Below are 17488 nucleotides of genomic sequence, written 5' to 3'. Positions count from 1 at the left end.
GCCCAGCGGAAACTGCGTCGTGCGGTCGCGGAGGCCGAGGACGCGGGCCACCATGTGTCGGAGGACGGCTGGGTGGAGGCCAGGCAGGCCGTGGATCCCAAGTACCACAACGACCCGGAGTACGCGGGCGTGCAGGAACGGGCCAACGCCGGACTTGGCGGCTACCGCGCCGCGATCGAGGCGGCCTTGTTCGCAGCCTCCTCTGCGTCCTACGAGGCCGGCGAGATCCTACGGGCGCTCGACCCCTTCGATCTCGACAAGATGTACGGCGCCGCCCACGCCCAGGAAGACGCGGCCCGGGTTGCCGAGTTCGCCGGGCTCGACAAGAACGACCTGCCCGACGGGAAGGATCCGCAGCGCACGGCCGCGTGGTGGTCCGGGCTGGGCGAAGAGGAGCAGGGCCTTTACCTGGCCGCCTATCCCGACCGGATCGGCACGCTGGACGGCCTGCCCGCGACGGCCCGGGACCAGGCGAACCGCACGGTGCTGGACATGCGCCTCAACGACTACGCGCTCCGGGAAGGCGATCTCGGGTTCAGCGACAGGTACAACTACCGCTCCCTGAACGCGCTCAAGGAACGCTTGGACCAGACGGACACGGTTCCTGCCCACAAACGACTGTATCTGCTCCAGTTCAGCACGGAGAAAGACGGCCGAGCGGCCGTCGCCGTCGGAAATCCGGACACCGCCCAGCACACGGCCGTCCAGGTCCCGGGGACGAGCAACCAACTGGATAACGTGTCCAGTCAGATCGAGAGAGCGGGAAAACTGCAGGATGCGGCCTCGGAGTGGCTTCCCGGACGGGGCCGCGAGGTCGCCGTGATCAGCTGGCTGGACTATGACGCCCCAGAGGCGAAATTCCAGTTCCCGGATTTTGAGCTCAACCCGGCTATTGCCACCCAGGGAAGAGCGCAGGATGGGGCGGAAGATCTCCGCGACTTCACGCACGGTCTCCGCGCCGCTCACGAAGGTGAGCGCTCCCATCTGACGGTTCTCGCCCACAGTTATGGATCCACTACGACAGGAGCAGCCGACGCTGGTGGCCAGGGGCTTGATGCTGACGATTTGGTGGTTCTCGGCAGCCCAGGGTTGACGGTCGATCGTGCTGATCGGCTGCATGTGGATCCCGGACGATTGTGGGTGGGGGCCGCAGAGGACGACCTGGTGGCCAACGTCGCATCGGGTGCCACACTCGGTGAGGATCCCAAGAGTGCCGATTTCGGTGCGCAGCGCATGTTCGTCGACACAAAGGGACACAGCGGTTACTGGGACGACGGCAGTCAAAGCCTGGAGAATCAAGGGAGAATTATCGCCGGTCTCACGCCCGACAACAACGCGAACCGCTGACTTGAAGGAGGTCGTGGGCCGATGCGCATATTCGGCAAAATTTCCCTGGTCCTGGCCAGTGTTCTTCTATTGGGAGCTTGCATGTCCGAGGATTCGATCAACGATCCGCTGCCCAGGATGAGCAAGGAGAAGGCTGAAAAATGGGCGAAGCATTGGACGGAGTCCATGGCGCGCACAGCCAAAGCTGAAATCGTTCCCAAGTCGCACACGGCGAACTTCTCAAAGTGTATCGGCAAAAATAATGAAATCGCTGACGACGGCCGTTTCAACCTCAGCTATCACATTCGTGCGAAGCTGTCGAAAGAGCGGCACGCCGACGCCATCCGTGCAGTGAGGGACAAGCTTGAAGAGGAAGGGTTTGAGATCGTCGGCTACAGGTCCGACCCAAAAGTTAGACCTGCAAACCTCGTTGACGCCAAACATCCGAAACAGCGCCATTTCGTCTCGGCTGGTGACGTTTCTGATGACCTGCTCACCCTTATCGTCAGGACTCCCTGCCTCCTCCCGCCGGGTGTCAAACAGCAGCAGTTGTGACAACGGCATACCCCTGCCTGACCTTCAGGGCTTACGAGGCGGTGGCGTGCCCGCGGTGGTGCGACGCGGCGTGCTGTGGGGGCGGGGCCTTCAGCGCAACGGGAAAGTTCCGTTTCTCACCGCCGTCACGAATAGGGCCCAGCCGTCCACGGGGATGGTGAAGGAGGGGCCGTCCGGGAGCTTGCTGTCCCGGACGGGGACCGCGCCGGGGATGTTGTCGGCGACCTCGACGCACGCACCTCCTTCGCCGTTGCTGTAGGACGACTTGCGCCAGACAGCGGTGCTCAGGTCGTGGTCGGTGCTCATGGTGATGTGTAGTCCTTCGCTACCGATTCGATCAAAGCCAGGGACGCCCTCGGGGGCAGTGCTGCGGCCCTCACGTGATCGTATGACCTGTCGAACTTGGCGACCAGAGCTGGATCGTCGATGAGCTGGCCCGTGTGCGCGCCTTCCGTGTAGGCCACGGGAGGAGCATCGTTGAACGTCATCAGCAGCGTCGTGCCGTACATCAGCGGGTGCGGCCCGGCCGAGTAGGGGACCACCTGCACGACGACGCGGCTGTGGTCATGCCCCAAGGTCACCAGTCGATCGAGTTGCTCACGCATGACCTCTGGGCCGTCGACGGGAACACGGAGTGCGGCTTCGTGAAGGACTGCCCACAACTCGGGTGCTCCGGGGTCGTCCAGCCGGCCACCTCGCTCCATACGGGCGGCCACATGGGTTTCCACCTCCTCGATGGCGGCGTAAGGAAGCGTTGCCCGCGTCAGCCCGCGCGCGTACGCCTCCGTCTGCAGCAACCCGGGTACCAGCATTGGCGCGTACTCGCTGATCGTGGCGGCATGCTTCTCCAGGTCCGCCGCGTCCGCGAAGTAGTCCGGGTGTTTCGAGAGCCGGGCGAGTCGGCAGAGGCGCTGCAAGTGTTCGCCGCTGCCCAGGACTTCGTCCAGGAGCCTGGACACCTCCGGCTGGGGGCGGCGGGACGCCGACTCGAAGCGGCTGATGTAGTCGCGCGAGCAGAAGACCCGCTCGCCGAGCTGGTACTGGGTGAGGCCGGCGGCCTCGCGCAGGCGGCGCAGCTCGGCCCCGAAGAAGGTCTTGGGTGAGCTGTAGGGGTCGAGGTTCTCGGCGTTCCCGAGGTGGTCGGTCGTCACGGTGCGGTGCCCCCGATGCGTTGCACGTGTTGAGCTGGGTGATTCCACTCAACGTAGTGACGTCATCGCGCACGGCGCGCGGGTCTTCCGGGAGTTGACCGTGACAATCCACCGGTCGGGTGACGGGCCGCCCGGCCGCCCCCCTCCCGGCCCGCGCGCTCCCTCCACGCCCGGTACGGTCCCCGCCGCCGGGAAGTGCCCCGCGCCGCACGCCCGTTCAGCGCATGCGGCCCAGCAGCTCGCGGAGTCTGCGGGCGTCGCGCAGCCGCTGTTCGTACGTGGCGCCGGCGCCGAGCAGCAGGAGTCCGGCCAGCGCGGGCGGGACCCAGCGCGGCAGCGCGTCCGCCATCTGCACGAGGTACGGGGCGAGTTCGTGCAGGGCGACGAGGGCCAGCACCCCGCCGCCCAGCAGCAGCGGCGCCTGGAGCCGGGCGCGAGCGCCGAGCAGGGTCAGGCCCAGCGCCGCCAGGCCCAGCAGCAGCGGACGCGTCCAGCCGCTGTCCGCCCACACCGCCGCCAGGCTCGGGAGCAACGTCACGGACAGCCCGGGGCCGTACGCCACCCACGACAAGGCCGTCGCGTCCGCGCGGCGCCGCAGCAGCCCGACCACCAGGGCCGGGACGGTCACCGGAAGGGTGTACGCCTCCGGAGCCTCCACCCCGGCCGAGCCGAGCCGCACCCACGTGGCCAGGACGAACAGCGCCGTGGCCGCGTAACCGGCGGTGCGGTGGCGGTCGGCGCGGAGCGCGCAGCCCGCGGCCACCACACCGGCCAGAGCCAGCACGGCAGCGAGGACGGCCGCCGGCCCTGCGATCGCGAGGCCTACCGCGAGCAGCCCCGTGACCGCACCCGTCACCTCCAGCGGCAGCCCGACCGGGCGCTTCCGCAACCGGGCCGCCAGCAGCTCCACGGCCGCCGCCGCGGCGAGGACGGCGAAAGCCGTGTGGTGCGCCGGGAAGCCGGCGCCCGCGCACAGCGCCACCACCAGCCCGACGGCGCTTGCGACCGCCGCGCACGCCGTCACGGGCTGCCGCACGCGGTCGTCGGCCGGGGATGTCACGGCGGCTACCGTGAACGCCACGACCAGTGCTGCCAACGCCCCTTGTGTCACCGGCCGTTCGGCCAGGCTCCAGGCCGCGGCCGTACCCGCCACCGCCACGGCGCAGGCGAGCGCCGTGCGCGAGACCACCACGGGCCCCGAGGTCCCGGCCGCCACCAGCAGCACGGCCGCCTGCGCGGTGAGCAGCAGGACCGCAACCGGGTACAGGAGATCGAGGGTCACCGGCAGCACCGCCGCCGCGGCGGCGGCGAGGACGAGGGCGCCCGCCGAGGCGGCCCCGTGTCCGGGCCACGTGGCTGTAGCTGTTCCGGGGACGGAGGCCGGGGCCGTCGCCGCCCCCGCGTCCGCCGCCGTCCCGGGCCGCCCGGCGCGAAGCCGGGACGCCGCGCACACGGAGACGGCCAGCATCGCCAGGACGACCGGCACGACGGCACCGCCCGACCAGAGCACGCCGGGTGCCACGGCGGCGCGCGCCCCGCGCGGAGCGCCCTCCCACACCGCGTCCACCCAGCCGAGCGGCCCCAGCAGGGCGGAGGCCGTGTCCGGCAGGACCCACAGCAGGGCGAGCGCGTGAACGACGCCCGCGGCCACGGCCGTACCGCGCTCCACCGCGCGCTCCGGCGCGCGGTGCCCGACCGCGCTCACGGCGTACGGCAGCAGCACGGCGCACAGCAGATAGCCCGCCACAGCGAACCCTGCGGGCAGAGCCACGCGCAGCAGGCCCCCGGCCGCCGTGACGACGGCCAGCCCGGCGACCGCGTCGGGAACGGCCGGGGACAGAAGAATGGCCCGTGGTCCGCGGTGTGACCGGAGGGCGAGGGAGACCAGCGCGGGGCTGCGGCCCGCCACCGGGCCCGATGCCGTTCCCGTAACCGGCCCGGCGCCCTTGGCTGTCCCAGGGGTGGCGTTGGCCGTGCCGGGCGCGGGGCTGCGGCTCGGCGTGGATGACGGGACGGTGCCCGGAGCCGCCCCCGGGCCCGTTCCCGTAACCGGCCGGGCGTCCGTAGCCGTCCCGGGCGGGGTGGCGGTCGCGCCGGATGCCGGGAGGCGGGGCGCGACGGACCACAGGACCACGGCCGCGCCGCACAACAGGAGGGCTCCCCGTGCCGCCTCCGCGACGTCCCACGCGGTCACCGACATCCACACCGCCGGTATGAGACCGGCGGCGCCCGCGAGCGTTCCCAGGACCGCCGCCGTGCGACGTATCGCGGGCTGTGCGAAGCGCAGGGCGATCACGGCGTCGAGCGCGGCCGTGGCCAGCAGCGCGGCGCCGGAGCCGAAGGCGTCCGCCTCCACCGCGATGGACCAGAGCAGCAGCGGCAGTTGGGCCGGCAGTACGGCCAGGGCGGGGATCAGCCGCGGCACCCTGCCGCCGCCGTCCGGAAGGGCGCGGCCCGGGACACCACCGCCCGGAGCACCGCCGGTCGAAACGCTCACCGCGCCACTGCTCGCCGGGGAGGAGTTCCCCGCCCCGGGCGGCGACACAAGCTGGGACAACAGCCGGCTGTACCCGGCCCACACCACGGCCAGCACCGCGCTCACGATGGCCGCGTACGCCGTGCCGTCGACGCCCGGGAGGGCCACCCGGTGCAGGGCGTAGGCGTCCAGTACCAGCAGGAGCAGCCCCAGGCAGGCGATCACCTCCGCCGTGGCCCCCAGCCTCCGCCGCAGCAGCGGCACGGGCACCGCGAGCGCGCAGACGGTCAGCACGCCGAGCACCGCGGCACGGCCGCCGATGCCCATCCGGCCCCAGCTGAGGACGGTGAAGGCGATCACGGCGACGGCCAGGAGAATCCCGCCGAGGGTCAGCAGCACGTTCCGCACCGTCGGTGCGCCCGCCTCCCGCCGGTCCACCGGGCGCGGGAGCGTACTCCCGGGCCCGCCGCTCGCGGCCGACGCGCGCGAGCGCCGTCCCCACAGCTGTGCGACCAGCTCGGACCTGCGCGCGAGCAGCCGGGCACGCTCGGCGTCGATCCGGGCCAGTGCGCGGTCGATCTCCCGCAGTTCGGCTTCCGCGTCCCCTTCGGGAGCGGGCGCGGGCGGTGGCTCGTTCTTCATGGGCGGGAGTCTGTCGCCTTCAGCGGTCCCCGGCATGGGTACCCCTACTCAGTCGAACGTGAGTACCGTCCCGGACAGGGCGGTCCGCACCGGAGCGCACCTTCTCCCGGGACGGAGAGCGCCCCGCCCCGGCGTCCGTGGTGCCGGGTGGCTGTGCCTCCGGGGGACCGGGCGGGGCCGGGGGGACGGGCCCGGACCGTTCGAAGAGGGAGCGTCGCTGGTGTGGGCAGACTCTACGCCGCCGTGAGCTGCGATCCCATGCCCGGAGCCCGATCGTCCGGGAGCCGCGGGTCCCCGCCGATCCGGCCCGGGGGAGAGGCCACGGCCGGACGAGCCGGTCCGGGCGGGGCCGACCGCGACGCCGGCAGGGAAGCGAAGCCCGGGAGGAGGAACACCGGCCGGGAAGACGGGTAAGGGAAAGCAGGGACCGAGGAGGAGACGCCCATGGACCCGCACCACTACCGCTTCCGCAGCCTCTGGACGCTCGACGCACCGCCCGGGGCGGTCTACGCGGTGCTGGAGCGGCCCGAGGAGTACCCGCTGTGGTGGCCGCACGTGCGGGAGGCCGAGCGCACCCCGACCGGCGCCGGACGGGCCCGCTTCCGCTCCGTGCTCCCGTACGACCTGGTCGTCACCGCGCGTGAGAGCCGGCGCGACCCGGTGGCCGGGGTGCTGGAGACGGCCCTGAGCGGCGATCTGGAGGGCTGGGCGCGCTGGACGGTGACGGCCCGCCGCAGTGACCGCGGCGGCGGGAGCCACGCGCTCTTCGAACAGGAGGTGACCGTGCGCCGCAGGCTGCTGCGCGCGCTCGCCGTACCCGGCCGCCCGCTGTTCCGGGCCAACCACCGGCTGATGATGCGGGGCGGGCAGCGCGGCCTGCGGGCCAGGCTCGCCGAAGCCGTTTGAAGGAACTCCTCCGCGCCCTGTATTGTCAGGCCCGAGCCGCAGGGGGAAACCCCGGCACTCCGAGGGCGATTAGCTCAGTGGGAGAGCGCTTCGTTCACACCGAAGAGGTCACTGGTTCGAACCCAGTATCGCCCACCACCCTTGACGCACGGCACGGCCCCGCAGCGGGCCGGGCAGGCCACAGGCCCTTCCTCTGCGGGAGGGCCTTTTCGCCGTCCGGGGCTTTCCTGCCATCCGGGGTCCCGGCCGCGCACAGCCCGGGCCGGCGCCGGACGCAAAGCGTTTCGCGGGGCGGCCGTCCGGCTCGGTACGATTCGCATGCGCAGCGTCCGCTGCGGCGCGAACCCATCAGTCAGGAGAGACCGGTGTCAGACGTCCGTGTGATCATCCATCGCGATTCCGAGCGGGAAGAGCGCGTGGTGACGACGGGCACCACGGCGGCCGATCTCTTCGCCGGCGACCGCTCGATCGTCGCCGCCCGCGTGGCCGGCGAGCTGAAGGACCTGGCGTACGAGCTCGCCGAGGGCGACGAGGTCGAGCCGGTCGGCATCGCCACCGAGGACGGCCTGAACATCCTGCGCCACTCCACCGCGCACGTCATGGCCCAGGCCGTGCAGGAGCTCTTCCCCGAGGCCCGGCTCGGCATCGGCCCGCCGGTCAAGGACGGCTTCTACTACGACTTCGACGTCGAGCGCCCCTTCACCCCCGACGACCTCAAGGCCGTCGAGAAGAAGATGCAGGAGATCATCAAGCGCGGCCAGCGCTTCTCCCGCCGCGTCGTCACCGACGAGGCCGCCCGCGAGGAGCTGGCCTCCGAGCCGTACAAGCTGGAGCTGATCGGCCTCAAGGGCTCCTCCGCCACCGCGGGCGAGGGCGCGGACGTCGAGGTCGGCGCCGGTGAGCTGACCATCTACGACAACCTCGACGCCAAGACCGGCGAGCTGTGCTGGAAGGACCTCTGCCGCGGCCCGCACCTGCCGACCACCCGCACCATCCCGGCCTTCAAGCTGATGCGGAACGCCGCGGCGTACTGGCGCGGCAGCGAGAAGAACCCGATGCTCCAGCGCATCTACGGCACCGCCTGGCCGACGAAGGACGAGCTGAAGGCGCACCTCACCTTCCTGGCGGAGGCGGAGAAGCGCGACCACCGCAAGCTCGGCACCGAGCTGGACCTCTTCTCGATCCCCGAGGAGATCGGCTCCGGTCTGGCCGTCTTCCACCCCAAGGGCGGCGTCGTCCGCCGGGTCATGGAGGACTACTCGCGCAAGCGGCACGAGGAGTCCGGGTACGAGTTCGTCTACACCCCGCACGCGACCAAGGGCACGCTCTTCCAGAAGTCGGGCCACCTGGACTGGTACGCCGACGGCATGTACCCGCCCATGCAGCTCGACGAGGGCCAGGACTACTACCTCAAGCCCATGAACTGCCCCATGCACCACCTGATCTTCGACGCCCGGGGCCGTTCGTACCGCGAACTGCCGCTGCGCCTCTTCGAGTTCGGGACGGTCTACCGGTACGAGAAGTCCGGTGTGGTGCACGGGCTGACCCGCGCTCGCGGCTTCACCCAGGACGACTCGCACATCTACTGCACCCGCGAGCAGATGGCGGCCGAGCTGGACTCGCTCCTCACCTTCGTGCTCAACCTGCTCCGCGACTACGGCCTGGAGGACTTCTACCTGGAGCTGTCCACCAAGGACCCGGAGAAGTTCGTCGGCAGCGACGAGGTGTGGGAGGAGTCCACCGAGGCACTGCGGCAGGCGGCCGAGAAGCAGGGCCTGGAGCTGGTCCTGGACCCGGCCGGAGCCGCGTTCTACGGGCCGAAGATCTCGGTGCAGGCCAAGGACGCCATCGGCCGGACCTGGCAGATGTCCACGATCCAGGTGGACTTCAACATGCCGGAGCGCTTCGACCTCCAGTACACCGCGGCCGACGGCTCCCGGCAGCGCCCGGTCGTCCTCCACCGCGCGCTGTTCGGCTCCATCGAGCGGTTCTTCGCGGTGCTGCTGGAGCACTACGCGGGCGCGTTCCCGGCCTGGCTGGCGCCGGTGCAGGCGGTCGGCATCCCGATCGGCGACGCCCACGTCCCGTACCTCCAGGACTTCGCCGCCGAGGCGAAGAAGCGGGGGCTGCGCTTCCAGGTGGACGCCTCCTCGGACCGGATGCAGAAGAAGATCCGCAACGCCCAGCGCGAGAAGATCCCCTTCATGGTCATCGCGGGTGACGAGGACGTGGCGAACGGCGCGGTCTCCTTCCGCTACCGCGACGGCTCGCAGAAGAACGGCATCCCGCGGGACGAGGCGCTGCGCGAGATCGCCGACGCCGTGGCCCGCCGCGTCCAGGTCTGAGCGTCCCGGTCTTCCGAGCGCCCGGCCGCACGGCCCCGCCGCCCCGCGCGGGCGGCGGGGGAGGGGGTGGCTCCTTGCCGGGAGCCACCCCCTCGCCGCGTTGCCGCCCGCGCCGGGCGAATATGCTGGCCGTCATGACGAGTGAGCCGGAGCAGCAGATCGGAGTCGGTTCCCAGGACGCCTTCCAGCGCCTGTGGACGCCCCACCGGATGGCGTACATCCAGGGCGAGAACAAGCCGACCGGGCCCGGCACCGAGGGCTGCCCGTTCTGCACCATCCCGGCCAAGTCCGACGAGGACGGCCTGATCGTCACCCGCGGCGAGCACGTCTACGCGGTGCTCAACCTCTACCCCTACAACGGCGGCCACCTGATGGTCGTACCGTTCCGGCACATCGCCGACTACACCGAGCTGGACGAGGCCGAGACGGCCGAGCTGGCCGCGCTCACCAAGCAGGCCATGACGGCGCTGCGCACCGCCTCCGGGGCCCACGGCTTCAACATCGGCATGAACCAGGGCGTCACCGCCGGCGCGGGCATCGCCGCGCATCTGCACCAGCATGTGGTGCCCCGCTGGGGCGGGGACACCAACTTCATGCCGGTCGTCGGCCACACCAAGGTGCTGCCGCAACTCCTGGCCGACACCCGCCGCCTGCTGGCCGCGGCCTGGCCGGAGAGCTGAGCCCCCCGGGCAGCCGACGGCCCCGTCCGCGCGCGGCTCCGCGCCCGGGCGGGCAAACACACGGCCGGTGACCGCGGCCCCTCACGGGGCCGGTCACCGGCCGCGTTCCGTAACCGGCGAGGCCGGGACACGGGGATGCCAGGGGACGCCAGCGGGGGTCAGGGGAGCGTCAGGGGAGCGTCAGGCGTTGTAGACGTCCGCCTTGCCCGGCTCCGCTCCCTGGACCGCTCCGCTGAGGAAGCCGGCCCGGTTGCCGAAGCGCTCGGTGTCCACGTCGTGCTCTTCGAGGACGCGTATGGCGGCCTGGTGCACCACGCGCAGCACCGGAGTGGCCGCGCGCAGGGCGTCGTCCGCCATGAAGCGGTGGCGCCAGGGCTGGTCGGCCCAGGCGTGCCGGAGGCCGAACGGCTCGGGCAGGCCCAGCTTGCCGCCCATGTGGTCGAGGACCGCCGGGAACCACGTCAGCGGGGCGCGTGCGGCGAGCCGCACCACCTCCTTGGCGTCCACCAGCGGCAGGGAACGCTCCTTGGTCTCCCAGAACTTGACGGTCTTGGAGATCGTCTCCGTCTTGGGCGAGGGCTTGGTGGTGAACAGCCCGTGCACCGGGCCCAGCGCGTGCCCCGTGACCTCGATGCGCAACGTGTGGTGCAGCACCGTGACGTTGACCAGCAGGGTGATCACCAACTGGCCGTCCCAGAGCACGAACTGGACTCCCAGGTAGTGCCGGTTGCCGCTGCCGAACTGCTGCTGGTCGCAGATGCGCTGTATCTCGCCGGGCCGGATCTGATAGCCGTCGTCACCGGGGCGGGAGACCTCTCCGGCTCCCTCGCCGACCGGGGCGACGATCCAGTGCGTGACCGCGGGAGCGGTGAAACCGCCGGTGTGCAGCGGAGTGCGCTCCAGCAGCTTCAGCTGGTCGTGCACCGCGCGGACGATGTCCCAGCTGCGGAACGGGTCGATGTCCTTGTCCGGGTCCTTGGGCACGAGCTCCTCGGCGAGCTGCCAGCTGCCCCACCGGGTGCCCATGCCGAGGATGCCCTTGGGGCCCGCGTAGAAGACCAGATTGCTGTTCTGCTCGGCGGTGAGCTTGGCCAGATTCTGCCGGAGCTGCTCGGCCGCGGTCTCGTTCGGGTTCGTCGGCACCGCCTCCGGGATCTTCGCCCCGATGACACCGCCGGAGAGCAGCCCGTCCCAGCGCTCCCGCAGATCGGCCGCCGTGCGTTCGCAGACCTGCTTGGCCCAGAGCCAGCCGACGACCGGGGCGACGATCATGGCCCGCAGATAGATGCCCCAGAACCCCGTGAACGGCAGCTTGATCAGGAACACCACGGCCAGCACCCCGAAGGCCACCAGCACTGCCATGCCGAAGGCGCCGGCCCGCTTGTTCGACGCCCCGGCGAGCGTGCGCCGCAGCTGGAACATGACGAGCCACAGCAGCAGCCCGGGCAGGAAGAGCAGCCCGAACACCACCATCAGCACCGTCAGCCGGGTGTCGCGCTCCTTGCGGATGCGGCTGGCGGCCAGGCAGTGCTCGACGACGGTCTGCGGCTCCATCCCGAAGGACTGGACGAGGGCCTTGCGGGCGCCGCCGAGCATCCGCACCTGGACCGCCCGGGAGAACGCCTCACCGAGATTGGGCTCGAACAGCGACAGCTTCGGCGGCGTGATGGCCGACTTGTGCCATTCGTTGTCGGCCTTGAGGATCTCCGCGACCGGGCTGTCCCGGTAGGCGGCCGAGGCCAGGGCCGCGGTCGCCGCCGTCTGCCCCGCCCCGCCGGAGAGCGGCACCTGCGCCCCGGGCCTGAAGTCGAAATCGCTGCTCGCCACTAATGCCCCCACCGCTCGTCCGCTGCGTGGCCTCTTCCCGGGTTCCGTCCCCGGCACACCTGCCGGCCTGCGTCTCAGCGTAGCGAGCGATGGCCGTCCGGCGCAGGGGAGTTGACCCGCGCCGGACGGTTACCGGCCTTTTCCGTCCCGTTTCCCACCCGCTCTCCGTCTCCCGCCCGCTCCTCGTCCGCTATCCGCTCTGCCCGTCCGCGGCGCGGATTTTCTCGGCGAGCTGCGGCGGCATCGGCTCGTGGCGCAGATACGAGCGGCTGAACCGGCCCGTGCCGTGCGAGAGCGAGCGCAGGTCCACCGCGTACCGGCCGATCTCCGGCTCGGGCACCTCGGCGCGGACGAGCGCGCGCCCCGGGCCCGCCTGTTCGGTGCCGACGACCCGGCCGCGGCGCCCGGAGAGATCGCTCATCACCGGCCCCACGCAGTCGTCCGACACCAGGATCCGCACCTCGGCGACCGGCTCCAGCAGATCGACGCGGCACCCGCGCGCGGCCTCCCGGAGCGCCAGCGCGCCCGCCGTCTGGAAGGCGGCGTCGGAGGAGTCCACCGAGTGCGCCTTGCCGTCGAGGAGGGTGACCCGGATGTCGGTCAGCGGATAGCCGGCGGCGACCCCGCGCTCGGCCTGGGCGCGCACTCCCTTTTCCACCGAAGGAATGAACTGCCGGGGGACGGCGCCGCCCACCACCTTCTCCGCGAACTCGATGCCCGAACCGGCCGGCAGCGGTTCGACCTCGATCTCGCAGATCGCGAACTGCCCGTGCCCGCCGGACTGCTTGACGTGCCGGCCGCGCCCGGTCGCCCTCGCGCCGAAGGTCTCCCGGAGCGGCACCCGGTGCGCCTCGGCGTCGACCCGGACGCCGTAGCGGCCGCGGAGCCGTTCCAGCGCGACCTCGCGGTGTGCCTCGCCCAGGCACCAGAGCACCACCTGGTGGGTCTCCGGATTCTGCTCCAGCCGCATGGTCGGGTCCTCGGCGACGAGCCGTGAGAGGCCCAGCGACAGCTTGTCCTCGTCGGCCTTGCTGTGCGCCCGTACCGCGACCGGCAGCAGCGGGTCGGGCATCACCCAGGGCTCCAGCAGCAGCGGCGTGTCCTTGGCGGAGAGGGTGTCCCCGGTCTCCGCCCGGCCGAGCTTGGCCACGCACGCCAGGTCCCCGGCGACGGCCCGCTCCAGCGGGCGCTGCTGTCCGCCGAAGGGGGCGGAGAGGGCGCCGACGCGCTCGTCGACGTCGTGGTCCTCGTGCCCCCGGTCGGCCAGGCCGTGGCCGGAGACGTGCACGGTCTCGTCGGGCCGCAGCGTCCCGGAGAAGACCCGGACCAGGCTGACCCGGCCCACGTACGGGTCCGAGGAGGTCTTGACGACCTCGGCGGCCAGCGGGCCCTCCGGATCGCAGGTGAGCGGCGGCCGCGGCTCGCCCTCCGGGGTCGTGACGGCCAGGGGTTCGCGCTCGGGCGGGGTCGGGAAGCCGCCGGTGATCAGCTCCAGCAGCTCGACGGTGCCGAGGCCCTGCCGCGCGCCGGGAGCGGCGGGGGCGGCGGCCAGGACGGGGTGGAACGTCCCGCGCGCCACGGCCCGTTCCAGATCCTGGGTCAGCGTCCCGAGGTCGATGTCCTCACCCGCGAGATAGCGGTCCATGAGGGTCTCGTCCTCGCTCTCCGCGATGATCCCCTCGATGAGCCGGCCGCGGGCCTCCTCGATCAGCGGCAGCTGACCGGGTCCGGGATCGGCCGCCACCCGGCTGCCCGAGGAGTAGTCGTACACCTGCTGGGAGAGCAGGCCGATCAGCCCGGTGACGGGGGAACTCCCGTTCCCGTTGGCGGGGGAGCCGGCGGAGCCGCCGCGCAGCGGCAGGTACAGGGGGAGCACCGCGTCGGGGTCGTCACCGCCGAACGCCTCCCGGCAGACGGCGGTCATCTCCTCGAAGTCGCTCCGCCCGGACTCCAGATGCGTCACCACCAGGGCGCGCGGCATCCCCACGGCGGCGCACTCGTCCCACACCATGCGGGTGGCGCCGTCCACGCCGTCCGCCGCGGAGACGACGAAAAGGGCCGCGTCCGCTGCCCGCAGACCGGCCCTCAGCTCCCCGACGAAGTCCGCCCTGCCGGGGGTGTCCAGCACATTGATCTTGATTCCGCCCCATTCCACGGGGACGAGGGACAACTGCACCGACCGGCCCTGCCGGTGCTCGATCTCGTCGTGGTCGGAGACCGTGGTGCCGTCCTCGACCCGGCCGGCCCGGTTGACCGCGCCCGCGGTGAGGGCCAGCGCCTCCACCAGAGTCGTCTTGCCCGAGCCGCTGTGGCCGACCAGCACCACATTCCGTATCGCGGAGGGCCGGTCGGCCGCGACTGCCCTGCCCGCGGCCCCGGGGTGTGTCCTGACGCCTGAAGTGCCCACGTGTACCGCCTCCCGGACTGCACGTGTTGCGGTCATTCGAGCTTTGCACCGCGGACACCGGGCGTCCATAGGCCTACCGGCACCCCGCGGGACGGGCCGTCCGGCCCCCCGGCCCCGGGGACGGCGGAGGCGGGTGGGGCGGACCTGGCTACGATGGGCCACCCGGCGGCCCCCCGGCCGCCCGGCTCCAGCGACCCTCCGGGAAGGCCATGCTGAACAAGTACGCGCGTGCTTTCTTCACGCGTGTTCTCACACCGTTCGCCGCTCTGCTGCTCCGGCTCGGGATCAGCCCCGACGCGGTCACCCTCGTCGGCACCGGCGGAGTGGTGGCGGGAGCCCTGGTCTTCTTCCCCCAGGGAGAGTTCTTCTGGGGCACGATCGTGATCACCCTCTTCGTCTTCTCCGACCTGGTCGACGGCAACATGGCCCGCCAAGCCGGCCGGTCCAGCCGCTGGGGCGCCTTCCTCGACTCCACCCTGGACCGGGTCGCCGACGCCGCGGTCTTCGGCGGCCTCGCCCTCTGGTACGCGGGCCGCGGCGAGAACCTGCTGCTGTGCGCGATCGCCATCTTCTGCCTCGCCAGCGGCCAGGTCGTCTCGTACACCAAGGCGCGCGGCGAGAGCATCGGACTGCCCGTGAACGTCAACGGGCTGGTGGAACGCGCGGAGCGGCTCGTCATCACGCTGGTGGCGGCCGGTCTCGCCGGACTGCACGCCTTCGGCGTTCCCGGCGTCGACGTGCTGCTGCCCATAGCGCTGTGGATCGTCGCCCTCGGCAGCGCCGTCACCCTCGGCCAGCGCATGGTGACCGTGCGCCGGGAAGCCGCCGAGGCCGACGCCGCGCCCGCGCCGGGCGGCGCCGCCGAGGGCGGTGCCGCATGAGGGAGCAGCTGACCGACGCGCTGTACGGGCTGGGCTGGAGCGCCGTACGGAGACTCCCCGAGCCCGCGGCCGTGCGGCTCGGCCGGACCATCGCCGACACCGCGTGGAAGCGGCGCGGTAAGAGCGTCCTGCGGCTGGAGTCCAATCTCGCCCGGGTCGTCCCCGACGCGTCCCCGGAGCGGCTGGCCGAGCTCTCCCATGCCGGGATGCGCTCGTACATGCGGTACTGGATGGAGTCGTTCCGGCTGCCCGTCTGGAGTCCGGAGCGGATCCGGGCCGGGCTGGAGGTCAAGGACATCCACCTGGTGGAGGACGCCCTGGAGAGCGGCCGTGGCGTCGTCGCGGCGCTGCCGCACCTCGCCAACTGGGACCTCGCCGGCGCCTGGATCACCACCCGTCTCGGCCGGCCCTTCACCACCGTCGCCGAACGCCTCAAGCCCGAATCGCTGTACGACCGGTTCGTCGCCTACCGCGAGAGCCTCGGCATGGAGGTGCTGCCGCACGCCGGCGGCAGCGCGTTCGGCACCCTGGCCCGCCGGCTGCGCGAGGGCGGGCTGGTGTGCCTCGTCGCCGACCGCGACCTGTCCGCGTCCGGCGTCGAGGTGTCGTTCTTCGGCGAGCCCGCGCGGATGCCCGCCGGGCCCGCCCTGCTCGCCCAGCAGACCGGTGCCCTGCTGCTGCCCGTCACCCTCTGGTACGACGGCCCCACGACGATGCGCGGGCAGATCCACCCCGCCGTGGGGGTACCGGAGACCGGCACCCGCCCGGAGCGCACGGCCGTCATGACCCAGCAGGTCGCCGACGCCTTCGCCGCCGGCATCGCCGAGCACCCGGAGGACTGGCACATGCTGCAGCGCCTGTGGACCGCCGACCTGGAACCGCGCGCGGTGAGCGGCGGCGGCCGGGCACCGGAAACGGAGACGTCGTGAGGATCGGCATCGTCTGCCCGTACGCCTGGGACGTCCCCGGCGGCGTGCAGTTCCACATCCGCGACCTGGCCGAACACCTGCTCGGGCTCGGCCACACCGTCTCCGTGCTCGCCCCCGCGGACGACGACACCCCGCTGCCGCCCTACGTCGTCTCGGCCGGCCGCGCCGTGCCCGTCCCGTACAACGGCTCGGTGGCCCGGCTCAACTTCGGCTTCCTGTCGGCCGCGCGGGTGCGCCGCTGGGTGCACGACGGCGCCTTCGAGGTGCTGCACATCCACGAGCCGGCCTCGCCCTCCCTCGGGCTGCTCGCCTGCTGGACGGCGCAGGGCCCGATCGTCGCCACCTTCCACACCTCCAACCCCCGCTCCCGGGCCATGATCGCCGCGTACCCGATCCTCCAGCCCGCGCTGGAGAAGATCAGCGCGCGCATCGCGGTCAGCGAGTACGCGCGGCGCACCCTCGTCGAACACCTCGGCGGGGACGCCGTGGTGATCCCCAACGGCGTCGACGTCGGCTTCTTCGACCGGGCCGAACCCAAGCACGAGTGGCTGGGAGACGTTCTGCACGCCGATGGCGGCGGCCGGGGCCCCACGCTGGGCTTCATCGGCCGCATCGACGAGCCGCGCAAGGGCCTGCCCGTTCTGATGAAGGCCCTCCCGGGCATCCTCGCGGAGCACCCGGAGGCCCGGCTGCTCGTCGCGGGGCGGGGGGACGAGAAGGAGGCCGTCGCCGGACTGCCCGCCGGGATGCGGGACCACGTCACCTTCCTCGGCATGGTCAGCGACGAGGACAAGGCGCGGCTGCTGCGCAGCGTCGACCTGTACGTGGCGCCCAACACCGGCGGCGAGAGCTTCGGGATCATCCTCGTCGAGGCCATGTCGGCCGGCGCCCCGGTGCTCGCCAGCGACCTCGACGCCTTCGTCCAGGTGCTCGACGGCGGCCGGGCGGGGGAGATCTACCCGAACGAGGACGCCGCCGCCCTGGCCGGCGCGGCGAACCGGCTGCTGCGCGACCCGGCGCGGCTGCGGGAACTCCGCGAGCGGGGCAGCCGCCACGTCCGCCGCTTCGACTGGTCGACGGTCGGCGCGGACATCCTCTCCGTCTACGAGACGGTGACCGACGGCACGGCCTCCGTCGCCCCCGACGAACGCCCGGGCCTCAGGGCCCGCTGGGGCCTGGCCCGCGACTGACGCCCGCCGGGGCCGCACCGCCCGGGACCGGGGACCGGACTGACGGACACCGGGGCCGCCGTCGGGGGCCGGCCGTCAGGGGCCGGACCGGATGCGTGCCGGGGCCGCCGTCCGGGGGCGCATTCGGCTAGCCAGGGGCGTTTCAGGGGCCGAGCCTGGGGTGAACGGCAAAC

Annotated in this window: 13 protein-coding genes and 1 tRNA gene; 9 read left to right on the top strand and 5 right to left on the bottom strand. The window is 72.2% G+C overall.

From position 1 onward, the window contains the following. Window positions 1–72 precede the first annotated feature (72 nt). Window positions 73–1347 (top strand): alpha/beta hydrolase, encoded by a 1275-nt coding sequence (locus IF83_RS29660; protein ID WP_244176735.1) that lies wholly within the window; start codon window positions 73–75, stop codon window positions 1345–1347. Window positions 1348–1368: 21 nt separating this feature from the next. Continuing rightward, window positions 1369–1881 carry a hypothetical protein gene (locus IF83_RS31470; protein WP_244176733.1) on the top strand — a complete coding sequence of 171 codons (513 nt, stop codon included), beginning with the start codon at window positions 1369–1371 and terminating at the stop codon, window positions 1879–1881. A 90-nt stretch (window positions 1882–1971) separates the two neighbouring features. Here the strand turns inward: IF83_RS31470 and IF83_RS0100620 are convergent, their stop codons facing one another. The 3 genes from IF83_RS0100620 to IF83_RS0100610 all read right to left on the bottom strand — a co-directional run bounded on the left by IF83_RS0100620 (window position 1972) and on the right by IF83_RS0100610 (window position 6150). Continuing rightward, on the bottom strand, window positions 1972–2187 hold the full coding sequence (locus IF83_RS0100620) for a DUF397 domain-containing protein (protein ID WP_030541992.1): 216 nt from the start codon (window positions 2185–2187) through the stop codon (window positions 1972–1974). Beyond that, window positions 2184–3032, bottom strand: a complete 849-nt coding sequence (locus tag IF83_RS0100615) for a helix-turn-helix domain-containing protein (protein WP_030541991.1) — start codon at window positions 3030–3032, stop codon at window positions 2184–2186. The genes IF83_RS0100620 and IF83_RS0100615 overlap by 4 nt, the downstream gene beginning before the upstream one ends. Before the next feature lie 217 nt (window positions 3033–3249). After that, window positions 3250–6150, bottom strand: coding sequence for an SCO7613 C-terminal domain-containing membrane protein (locus IF83_RS0100610; RefSeq protein WP_051722322.1), 2901 nt, complete (start codon window positions 6148–6150; stop codon window positions 3250–3252). Window positions 6151–6594: 444 nt separating this feature from the next. On the opposite strand from IF83_RS0100610, the gene IF83_RS0100605 reads away from it, so the two are divergent. The 4 genes from IF83_RS0100605 (at window position 6595) to IF83_RS0100590 (ending at window position 10081) form a co-directional block, all read left to right on the top strand. Next, window positions 6595–7056 (top strand): SRPBCC family protein, encoded by a 462-nt coding sequence (locus tag IF83_RS0100605; RefSeq protein ID WP_030541989.1) that lies wholly within the window; start codon window positions 6595–6597, stop codon window positions 7054–7056. 63 nt (window positions 7057–7119) lie between these two features. Next, a tRNA-Val gene (locus tag IF83_RS0100600) sits at window positions 7120–7194 on the top strand. Window positions 7195–7421: 227 nt separating this feature from the next. After that, entirely contained in the window at window positions 7422–9401 is a 1980-nt protein-coding gene (gene thrS / locus IF83_RS0100595) for a threonine--tRNA ligase (protein WP_030541988.1), read from the top strand. Window positions 9402–9523: 122 nt separating this feature from the next. After that, complete coding sequence (locus IF83_RS0100590) at window positions 9524–10081, top strand: HIT family protein (protein ID WP_030541987.1); 558 nt, start codon at window positions 9524–9526, stop codon at window positions 10079–10081. A 180-nt stretch (window positions 10082–10261) separates the two neighbouring features. Here the strand turns inward: IF83_RS0100590 and IF83_RS0100585 are convergent, their stop codons facing one another. Next, window positions 10262–11908: a hypothetical protein gene (locus tag IF83_RS0100585; RefSeq protein WP_030541986.1), complete on the bottom strand. Its 1647-nt coding sequence runs from the start codon at window positions 11906–11908 to the stop codon at window positions 10262–10264. A 190-nt stretch (window positions 11909–12098) separates the two neighbouring features. Then, the gene (locus tag IF83_RS0100580; protein ID WP_030541985.1) at window positions 12099–14315 is read right to left on the bottom strand and encodes an elongation factor G-like protein EF-G2; all 2217 of its coding nucleotides are present in this window, start codon (window positions 14313–14315) and stop codon (window positions 12099–12101) included. 209 nt (window positions 14316–14524) lie between these two features. Here IF83_RS0100580 and pgsA point away from each other — a divergent pair, with 209 nt between their 5' ends. From pgsA to IF83_RS0100565, 3 genes are read left to right on the top strand one after another with little or no spacing between them, the layout of a single operon-like run. Beyond that, window positions 14525–15196: a phosphatidylinositol phosphate synthase gene (gene pgsA, locus IF83_RS0100575; RefSeq protein ID WP_030541984.1), complete on the top strand. Its 672-nt coding sequence runs from the start codon at window positions 14525–14527 to the stop codon at window positions 15194–15196. Beyond that, window positions 15193–16125 (top strand): phosphatidylinositol mannoside acyltransferase, encoded by a 933-nt coding sequence (locus IF83_RS0100570; RefSeq protein ID WP_030541983.1) that lies wholly within the window; start codon window positions 15193–15195, stop codon window positions 16123–16125. The genes pgsA and IF83_RS0100570 overlap by 4 nt, the downstream gene beginning before the upstream one ends. Continuing rightward, on the top strand, window positions 16122–17315 hold the full coding sequence (locus IF83_RS0100565; protein WP_030541982.1) for a glycosyltransferase family 4 protein: 1194 nt from the start codon (window positions 16122–16124) through the stop codon (window positions 17313–17315). Before IF83_RS0100570 ends, IF83_RS0100565 begins: the two co-directional genes overlap by 4 nt. The last annotated feature ends 173 nt before the right edge of the window (window positions 17316–17488 follow it).

The organism is Streptomyces albus subsp. albus (assembly GCF_000719865.1).
Classification (GTDB): Bacteria; Actinomycetota; Actinomycetes; order Streptomycetales; family Streptomycetaceae; genus Streptomyces; species Streptomyces albus_E.
This window is presented reverse-complemented; position numbering and strand designations above follow the sequence as displayed.

Coding starts and splice junctions, on each gene's coding strand:
- IF83_RS31470 (WP_244176733.1), top strand. CDS start 1,369: ATGCGCATATTCGGCAAAATTTCCCTGGTCCTGGCCAGTGTTCTTCTA.
- IF83_RS0100620 (WP_030541992.1), bottom strand. CDS start 2,187: ATGAGCACCGACCACGACCTGAGCACCGCTGTCTGGCGCAAGTCGTCC.
- IF83_RS0100610 (WP_051722322.1), bottom strand. CDS start 6,150: ATGAAGAACGAGCCACCGCCCGCGCCCGCTCCCGAAGGGGACGCGGAA.
- IF83_RS0100605 (WP_030541989.1), top strand. CDS start 6,595: ATGGACCCGCACCACTACCGCTTCCGCAGCCTCTGGACGCTCGACGCA.
- IF83_RS0100590 (WP_030541987.1), top strand. CDS start 9,524: ATGCTGGCCGTCATGACGAGTGAGCCGGAGCAGCAGATCGGAGTCGGT.
- pgsA (WP_030541984.1), top strand. CDS start 14,525: ATGCTGAACAAGTACGCGCGTGCTTTCTTCACGCGTGTTCTCACACCG.
- IF83_RS0100570 (WP_030541983.1), top strand. CDS start 15,193: ATGAGGGAGCAGCTGACCGACGCGCTGTACGGGCTGGGCTGGAGCGCC.